This window comes from Komagataeibacter sp. NFXK3, assembly GCF_054182245.1.
Genome location: NZ_JAPIVJ010000037.1, coordinates 1 through 8,669 on the forward strand (window position 1 = coordinate 1; position 8,669 = coordinate 8,669).

The window sequence follows — 8,669 nt, forward strand, 5'->3', positions numbered from 1 at the left end:
TGAGCGCCACACCCTGCTGCTCGCGGCTCAGCCCGTCCCACGCCTTCACGAACCGCGCCGCCCGCAACTCGGGGGAATGCCGCACCTTGTCCTCGTGTTCCAGCCCCTCGACCAGCCTGCGCGCCCGCGCCGGCCCTTCCAGCCCGTACAGGGCCTGCCGGATCTCCGGCTCATGCTTCACTGCGGTTTCCAGACCGATCACCGCCCCGGGCCTTAGCCGTTCGAGGGCCGTGCTGGCGTCAAGCCATGCCTTCTTCTGGTGCTCCAGCACCGGCAGGTCCTGCTCCACCATGCGCCCGATGTCCCGCACCGCCCGCGCATACTGCTCCACCGCCTGGTGGAGCGGATCACCACCCGGCACAAACCCGCCCAGCCCGGCCGGCACCTGCGCGCGCTGCACACGGGGCAGCCGCAACCCGGCAAAAGGAGAGGCGGGAGCCTCACGCTCAACCCCACTTTCCCCCTTCCCGGCCCCGGCATCCATCCCGGCCGACACGTCTTTGTCCGCCGTCCGGCTACGCCCCCGCACGGACAGGTCCAGCCCGTCGAACATCCCGCGCTTCCGCTGCGCCGGTGCCGGATCTGGCGTACGGACAACTTCGGCCTGCCTGTCCTTCCGGGGGCCAGAGGCAGCCTTGCCGCGCTCCACCACGATCTCGCTCTCGGGGACATGCAGCCCGCGCCGCCGCGCGAACCCGGCATCCCGATCCCGGACCTGCGGGTAATCCAGCGTGGTATCCTTCAGCCGCTCGCGCGACAGCCGCTTCACCAGCCCGTCCCGGTCACCCAAATCATCCCGGCCCCAATGGACGGACACGCTCTCCCGGTGGCGCGACAGCGCCACATAGGCCCCATGCCGGTCCATGCTCCCCGTCGCCAGCACATGCGCCCGGTCCACCGTCACACCCTGTGATTTGTGGATGGTGGCCGCATAGCCATGATCCAGCGCGTCATAATCCGCCACCGACACGGACACGACCCGGCCACGCCCGGTCCCACCCGGCCCGTCGAGCTGCACCGACAGTGCCAGGTCCCCGGCCTCGGCCGATCCCTCGATGCCCCGCACCGTGCCCAGCGTGCCGTTCTTTACCCCCAGCTCCCGGTCATTGCGCAGGAAGTACACCCGCTCCCCGTCCGCAAACACCCGCTCGCCCTGGGCGGTCGGCACCAGCACGTCGTCACCCAGCTCACCCGCCTCCCGCCGGATCTTCCGCGCCGCCTCGTTCAGCGCCCGCACATCGACACGCCGGTGCGCCAGCATGATCTGGCTGTCCTCTGGCGCGGCCTGCCGGGCTTCATCCCACCCGGCCACCACCCCGGCCCGCGCCTCTTCCAGCGTGTCATGCCCGCGCACCAGGCCGGCCGCCTCATAGCGCTCCAGCGCCCTATCCGTCCGCCCGGTCGCAAGCTCCTTCGTGGCCGCCTGCTGCCAGCCTTCACGCTGCCGGCGCACGGCTGTGATTTCTACCGACCCGACCCGCTCGGCCACCGCCCGGAACGCGCCACCAGCCTCGATCGCCTGCAACTGCTCGGGATCACCTACCAGCACCACCTTGGCCCCAACACCGCGCGCGGCCGACAGCACCCGCTCCATCTGCCGTGACCCCACCATGCCGGCCTCGTCCACCACCAGCACGTCCCCGCGCTCCAGCCGGTCGAACCCACGCGCCCACGCCCGCTCCAGGGAGGCCAGCGTCCGGCTTTCGATCCCGGACCCCGCTTCCAGACCTTCCGCCGCGATCCCCGACAGCGCCGCCCCGCGCACCCGATACCCGGCCTCTTCCCATGCCGCGCGGGCGATACCCAGCATGGTGCTCTTCCCCGTCCCGGCATACCCGACCACCACGGACAGGTCGCGGGACTTCGTGACCTCGCCCACCGCCAGCGCCTGCTCATCCCCAAGCCCGTCCCGCGCCATCGCCGCCCGACGCACCGCCAGCGGCACCGCATGCCCCTGGGATCGCCCCATCGCAAGCGACGCCTCTTCCAGACGCTGCTCGACCCCGATCATCGCGCGCGTGGAAAACCGCTCCCGCCCATGACCGTCTTTCCCGAGGGCGACCAGCTCCGGACATACCTCCACCCGAACCATGACGGCCGTAAACTGTTCAGCATCCGCCGTGTGCCGGTCCACGAACCGCGCCAGGTCCTGGCGGGTGAATGTGCTCTGCTGTCGCGTCAGCGCCTCCAGCGCCACATGCGGCTCGGCCAGCAACCTTTCACCATTGCGCCGCGCGATCTCCAGATGGTCGGCAACCCGCTGTGCATCCTCGCCCCGTTCTTCCCGGCGCATCCCGGCCGGACCGATCTTGTTCTGCGGCTCAAGGTCGATCCCCTGTGCGGCAAACGACCGATGGTCGATCCGCACATCCAGGTCCAGTTCAGCCAACCGTTCATTGGCGAGCGACGCCCACCGCTCCCGCCACGTCAGCAGCAGATCCCTGTCATTCCACGAACGCTCTTTCGCACCGAACCCGATGAAAGGCTGATTCTGCGCCAGCCCCAGACCTTCATGCCGGAGCCGTGCCGCCGCAATCAGTCGTGCCGTTCTTCCAGCCGCTGCAAGCGCTTCTCCAGCGTCGAGAGCTTCAGCAGGATGCCGCGCTGCGTCTCCCGGATCTCTGTCAGCAGACGGATCATGAGCTTGAGCGGATCGTCTTCCCCTTTCTGCTCCATCAGGTCCAGGATCCGGCGCGAAGTCGTATGCGCCCCTGCCGCTTCGTTCAGGATGCGGGATTCCGTTTCGTCTTCCATGCACAGCCTCTCCGGTTCTGACTTCGATCCGCCGCGTGGACAGCATCACATGCGCATGGGGCTTCGCCTGTCCGTCTTCGCCAATATCCCAATGCACATTGAGATCGGCCACCATGCCGCGTTCCACGAACTGCTCCCGCACAAAATCCCGTGCCAGCGCGATCCCCTGCGCCTGGGTCATTTCGCGCGGGATTGAAAACTCCACTTCGCGGGCAAGCTGGGCATCCTTGCGCTTCTCGATCGCTTCGACCTCGTTCCATAGGGTTGCACGATCGAGAAACCGCTCTGGCGCGCCATCGGGCAGCAGGATCTCGGAATGCACCACGCCGCTCTTGTTGGAAAAGTCATGGTCGCGATCCAGCCGCAAATCATGCAGGCGGGACGCCGCACGATAGGCTGCCGCCGCCACGGCGCTCCGGCCGGTGGCGCGACTGATGACCTTTGCATGCAGGTGATAGATCGCCATGGACGCGATCCTATCACACCACCTAAGCGCACGTCACGAAGTGACGTATAAGCGCGCACTCACATTTTACTGCACAACAAGGGTTGATTTGTCTGGATGAGTGACGCGGTTCTCGCTTGTGTGGTAGAGTATGGCACAGACCAGCAGGACAGGGGACCGGAAATGCGCAAGCCACGGGACATTGATGCGGAACTGAAGGCGCTTCAGGAAAAGACCAGGCAGCTTAAGGCGCAAAGAACCCTCCAGCTCGGTGAACTGGTCGAGGCGACGGGAGCCGATACCCTGTCGATCGAGGCGCTGGCCGGGGTGCTGCTTGCGGCTGTCGAACAGGCGGACGGCAAACCCGAAGCCGTCGCGAGGTGGACCGAACGGGGGACGACGTTCTTTCAGGCCGGCGCAAAAAAGGGCGGCCGGAAAGGAACCGGAAACGATCAGAACGGAAGTGCTGGCGCTTGAAAGACGGATCAGGAAGCAGGCGGCCCTGATCCATCGCCATCAGGCACGAAAGGCACGCACCGACATGCGCGACTGGGCGAAGGCGCGACGGGAACGCACCCATCATCTGATCGAACTGGGCGGCCTGGTCCAGAAGGCGGGACTGGTCGATCTGACAGATGATGACCGCGCCACCCTGCTCGGGGCTTTTCTGGATATTGCAGGACAGCTCCAGGGCAGCAATGATACTGCTCCGGTTGACCTGAAAACACGCTGGAGGCGTGCGGGACTTCATGCCTTCGACAGGGACCGGGAACATGACAGGACAACAGGCAGACGTGACCATGACTGACCACGAGACACGATCATCCGAAGCTGACACGCTGCGGGAGCTTACGACCCGGATTGTCGCTGCCTATGTCAGCAGCAATACGGTTCCGGCGGAGACCCTGCCAGGCCTCATCGCCTCGGTATTTCAGGCGCTCGGAAGTCTGGGACAGGCGATGACCGAAACACCAGATCTGGTGCCGGCCGTGCCTGTGAAGAAATCCGTGTTTCCAGACTACATTGTCTGTCTGGAGGACGGAAAAAAAATGAAGATGCTCAAGCGCCATCTTCGTACTGTCTATGGCATGACACCCGAGCAGTATCGGGAGAAATGGGGCCTGCCGGAAAGCTACCCGATGACCGCCCCATCCTATGCAGCCCGACGTTCTGCCCTGGCACAGGAGATCGGACTGGGGCGGACCGTCAAGGAGACACCGGCCCCTTCGGAAACATCAGGAACTGGGGTGCCGGTCACACGCCTGCCAGAGAAGAAACGCGGACGCAGGCCGAAACTGGCCTGAAGGTCCAGACCGGGAGAAACGGGACATGAAGGCATGGGCCGCCAGCCTCGGCACGGATAACCCGCTCCCCCTGCCACAACCCGGGCAATAAGGGGGACGCTCTCGCACACCGCAGGAAGGTGACGCAGAGTGCAATGGTCACGACTGTCCCTGATGCATTGATGGAACGACCGTTTCACGACCCTACGGCTACCCTTGTGACGACCCATCGACATACCCGAGGCCGACATTGCGCCTACCCATAAATAGCGGGGCCTCATACACCATTGCACCACTGGTGCGGGCATGCCCAAAGGGCTCGGCTTTTCCCTACCGCCTGAAAGGCGGTGACTATCTTACGCGACGTTCCTTGGCCGACCGCCTTTAGCACCATTCCGGCGTGCCGCCGCCGCCTTTGCCTGGCTGGCGGACGATCCGCCCACGCGTCCCATCTGTGCTGCCATCCAGCTTCGGGAACCGTAGATACCGTGGATCAGACCTTCGACCAGAACATCGGCGTCGAGACGGGGCCAGTGAAGGCCATTACCCAGCGGAGTGATCTCGATCTCGGCCAGATCATTCAGGGAAGCGTCCTGCAGATCTTGTATCAGACCCACAGGCACGCTCATCTCAACACCGTTGGAGAGCGTGACGTGAAGAGCGCGGCGAGCACGGATAAACCGTGCGGAGACCGCATGAGGAATTGCCGCTCTATGAAGCGCGTCTGCTTCACGAGCGGCCTGATAGTTCATGTCATTCGCCATGTATCTTCTCCCATGCTTCAGCCAACATCTCAGCGTGGTCCTGCACGATGACAAGGGCTTCCTGTAAGACCTTATCTTTCATGCCACCTGCCCGTATCAGTCGGGCTTTCCTGCCAATTTCAATCACCGCTTCCCCATCCGCGCTTATGACGTGAACGTGCATTGGCACATGATCTGCCGTGTAAATCACGACACGAAATCCATTGATGCGTAGAAGCGTCGGCATAATGCACCATATCCCTAACGCTTGGGTTTTTCAATCAGAACCATCCCGCTGAAAGTCAGGAGGAGGATATCTGGACGGTCAGACAGAAATGGACAGCCCATCAATTCCTGATAAAGCTAGCAGAGCGCCCTGAGAGGCCGCACAAAGCGCAATTCCCGTTACTGCCCACACAAACTAGCCACCACACACGGTAATGCCTGTACGGCCATCCTGTGGCGTCTGACGGGCATGCTGCAACACGTGAGCCGCTGAATGATCGCCTGAACACCGGTGCGTCTTGAGCAGATTACGGTCTTGTTCGGTTCTTCTGGTGTTGCAGGCGTCGGGCGAGCGCGGAGCGGGAGCCCCGTAGGGCGCCGAAGGCGCCGACGCGGGAGAGGAAGGTGCTGGGGGAGAGACGATGCAACGCATCGTCAGATTATGATTTCGCGCCGTAGGCGTGTCTGCTTAGCGTAGCCCTGAAAGGGCAAGTAGGGGGATGCCGGGTGGGAGATCGCGCGAAGCGCGATCGGGGCGGCCGTAGGCCGCGAGCTGGCGGGGGCGGAGCCCCCAAGAGGCGGTGCTTGGGTTCAATTTGGCTACAAATTTCAGGAAATAAAAAGTTATCCACAACATTAGAGTGTTTAAATAGGTGTTTAAATGGTGTTACGGATTTTTATAGTTCAAATAACATACTGAATAATAACGGTTTTATCGAGAGATTCTATCGTCCTGTGAATCCACTATGACGATAAACTGAATCCACTATGACGATAAACTGAATCTAATATGACGATAGCAAGTATGCGTAATTGAAATGACGATAAGCTCAGCCTGAATCTAAAATGACGATAATTGGCTTGCGTATGTGAAGTGACGATAGTAGCTATCTGTAATTGAAATGACGATAGAATCTTCTCCTTCCTTGTTCGACATTGCGCCTTCTCTGGCTGTGGAAGGTGATGATCGCACGCCCCTCCTTCCAGTCCGCCATCCAAATCAGGATCTATTCATCTGTGACGTGCTCGATGCCATTCCCAAAGATGATATGGCGTCAATGGAGCATCCTGTTTTTTCGCTCTCGACCAAGCCAGACAACCGGATGCGACGCTATGAACACAATGGGAATATCATAGAGATCATCCCGTCTGGCAAAGGGCTGGCAACGATCCATGACAAGGATATCCTAATCTACTGCATCTCTCAGCTCGTTGCGAAAATGAATCACGGCGAACAACCTGGCCGAACACTCCGCCTTCAAGCCTATGACATGCTGGTCGCTACCAATCGTCAAACCAGCGGAGCAGGCTATAGGCTACTGACCGACGCGTTGACACGCTTGCGCGGAACAACCGTGCGAACCAACATTCAAACAGGCGGCATTGAAGAAACTCGAATTTTCGGTTTGATCGAAGAAGCTAGAATCACCCGTAAGACGTTTGACGGCCGAATGCTTGATCTTGAAATCACTCTGTCAGATTGGGTCTATCGTTCAGTCATCAGCAAGAATGTCCTCACACTTCACCGAGACTATTTCCGACTTCGTAAACCGTTCGAACGACGCATGTACGAACTAGCCCGCAAACACTGCGGTATGAAAGATGAATGGAAGATCGGATTAGAGCTGCTGCAAAAAAAATGCGGCTCAAATAGCCCGCTTCGCGTCTTTCGATCCTTGGTTAAGAAAGTTTGTGCGCATGACACCAGTCATGCTCATTTTCCTGACTATGCCATCACAATGGCCGACGACATCATTCTATTTCGCAACCGTTTGAGCCTTAAAACAAAGGTCGATGTTATCGCCCCTATGAGGGATGCTCCCTACATCGACCCCGAAACCATGCATGACGCTAAAACCGTTGCGCCAGGATATGACATCTATGCTCTCCATGACGAATGGGTTTCATGGTGGCACGACATGGGAAAACCAGAGCTTAAAAGCCCTGCCGGAGCCTTTATTGGCTTTTGTAAAAAACGGCACGAACGCAACCCAATACGCTGATTCCGGCATACGCCAGCAAGTGTACATGCTTACATGCAAACATGACCGCACGTAAACATGCCTACTTGCCCACAGGACTTTCTCCCATCTTGCGTAGCCAGTCGTTAAACGCGTCGGCCATCGCATCCTGTAAACTCATCCCATGCTTTCTGGCGGTCATGTGCATAGCAAATGACATTTCCGGACTAAAATAGCCGGTCATGGCTTTCTTGCCCTGACGGCTCGGCGCAACCTGCTTGCTGGCTGTACCAACAACATTGGTAGCAGCAACCTTGCTTTCTGATGCAACTGCAACCGGCGATATTGCGGAATCACGATCCCGCAACGACAGTAGAGACCCCTTCCGGCTCATGCACTAGCTCTCCGCTTCCTTAATGATTGCATGTTTACATGCTTGCATGTCCACTTGTAAAGCAGCCTTACCTCATCAGACGCCTTGCCTTTAGGCTCTACTTCCATTGCAGTTTTCCCTTCCGCCGCAGCATGACGGAAAACTGCACGATCAGCGATAATATGTGGACATGCGTTCAGTCCGTAACTTTGTACGAGTTGTGTGGCCTCCTCATACATACGTGGAGCAGTCGGACTTCCCGCTGTAAAAACGACGAAGGCTGGTTTGCCACGCATTTTTATAAGGCTGGCAGTCGTTTTGATTGCTGCCAGATCGAACGCACTCGGCCGACATGGAATTAATACCAAATCGGCGACTTCAACGGCAGCACTAGCCGCACTATCAGCGTGAGGCGGAGTATCAATCACGATGAACTCAGCACCCTGACTCAGGGCCTGTCCGATCTTAGCCGCGAGACGAGGCGGAGCACTGTCAATTACAACCGGCGGAGCATCCTTACGCCATGCGGCCCATTGGCTCGCCGTCGCCTGTGGGTCCACATCAATCACCAATGCTGTATGGCCAGCATCCTCAGCCGCAGCAGCCAGATGCAAGGCCAGAGTGGTTTTTCCAGCCCCACCCTTCTGGCTGATAATCGCTATTGTTGGCATGTGAACGTCCTTACATGACCTCATGTTTGCATGTGGTCATACGTGAAAATCTGCTCTATCTACAAGAGAGAATGACAGAAAATCACTCCCACATTTTCCGTGCGATATCCTGCTCCTCGGCGCCGACGGCATCGGCGTAGATGGCGGTGGTGGAGAGCTGGGCGTGACCGAGCCATTTCTGCACCATGTTGAGGGGGATGCCGCTGGAGACGGC

The 8,669-nt window shown here is 59.7% G+C and carries 9 protein-coding genes; 4 read left to right on the plus strand and 5 right to left on the minus strand.

Annotation, left to right across the window (positions count from 1 at the left end; genetic code table 11):
- Nucleotides 1-3,220, minus strand: a 3,220-nt coding sequence (gene traA / locus OQZ28_RS16605) for a Ti-type conjugative transfer relaxase TraA (protein WP_458136667.1), incomplete at its 3' end; no start/stop codon positions are given.
- Between the two features lie 96 nt (nt 3,221-3,316).
- Here traA and OQZ28_RS16610 point away from each other — a divergent pair.
- The 3 genes from OQZ28_RS16610 to OQZ28_RS16620 all read left to right on the plus strand — a co-directional run bounded on the left by OQZ28_RS16610 (nt 3,317) and on the right by OQZ28_RS16620 (nt 4,503).
- Entirely contained in the window at nt 3,317-3,676 is a 360-nt protein-coding gene (locus tag OQZ28_RS16610) for a conjugal transfer protein TraD (protein WP_199858345.1), read from the plus strand.
- A 64-nt stretch (nt 3,677-3,740) separates the two neighbouring features.
- Nucleotides 3,741-4,007, plus strand: a complete 267-nt coding sequence (locus OQZ28_RS16615; RefSeq protein ID WP_034926726.1) for a conjugal transfer protein TraD — start codon at nt 3,741-3,743, stop codon at nt 4,005-4,007.
- Entirely contained in the window at nt 4,000-4,503 is a 504-nt protein-coding gene (locus OQZ28_RS16620; protein WP_110914707.1) for a Ros/MucR family transcriptional regulator, read from the plus strand. Before OQZ28_RS16615 ends, OQZ28_RS16620 begins: the two co-directional genes overlap by 8 nt.
- Nucleotides 4,504-4,838: 335 nt before the next feature.
- On the opposite strand, the gene OQZ28_RS16625 is transcribed toward OQZ28_RS16620, so the two are convergent.
- Both OQZ28_RS16625 and OQZ28_RS16630 read right to left on the minus strand, forming a co-directional pair.
- Nucleotides 4,839-5,246, minus strand: coding sequence for a DUF2442 domain-containing protein (locus OQZ28_RS16625; RefSeq protein WP_007396288.1), 408 nt, complete (start codon nt 5,244-5,246; stop codon nt 4,839-4,841).
- Nucleotides 5,236-5,472 (minus strand): DUF4160 domain-containing protein, encoded by a 237-nt coding sequence (locus OQZ28_RS16630; protein WP_084758522.1) that lies wholly within the window; start codon nt 5,470-5,472, stop codon nt 5,236-5,238. Before OQZ28_RS16630 ends, OQZ28_RS16625 begins: the two co-directional genes overlap by 11 nt.
- An 880-nt stretch (nt 5,473-6,352) precedes the next feature.
- On the opposite strand from OQZ28_RS16630, the gene OQZ28_RS16635 reads away from it, so the two are divergent.
- On the plus strand, nt 6,353-7,453 hold the full coding sequence (locus OQZ28_RS16635) for a replication initiator protein A (protein ID WP_034931806.1): 1,101 nt from the start codon (nt 6,353-6,355) through the stop codon (nt 7,451-7,453).
- Nucleotides 7,454-7,514: 61 nt separating this feature from the next.
- Here OQZ28_RS16635 and OQZ28_RS16640 read toward each other — a convergent pair whose 3' ends face one another.
- Entirely contained in the window at nt 7,515-7,805 is a 291-nt protein-coding gene (locus OQZ28_RS16640; RefSeq protein ID WP_039733960.1) for a ribbon-helix-helix domain-containing protein, read from the minus strand.
- Entirely contained in the window at nt 7,802-8,455 is a 654-nt protein-coding gene (gene parA / locus OQZ28_RS16645) for a ParA family partition ATPase (RefSeq protein WP_039733958.1), read from the minus strand. The genes OQZ28_RS16640 and parA overlap by 4 nt, the downstream gene beginning before the upstream one ends.
- Nucleotides 8,456-8,669: the final 214 nt, after the last annotated feature.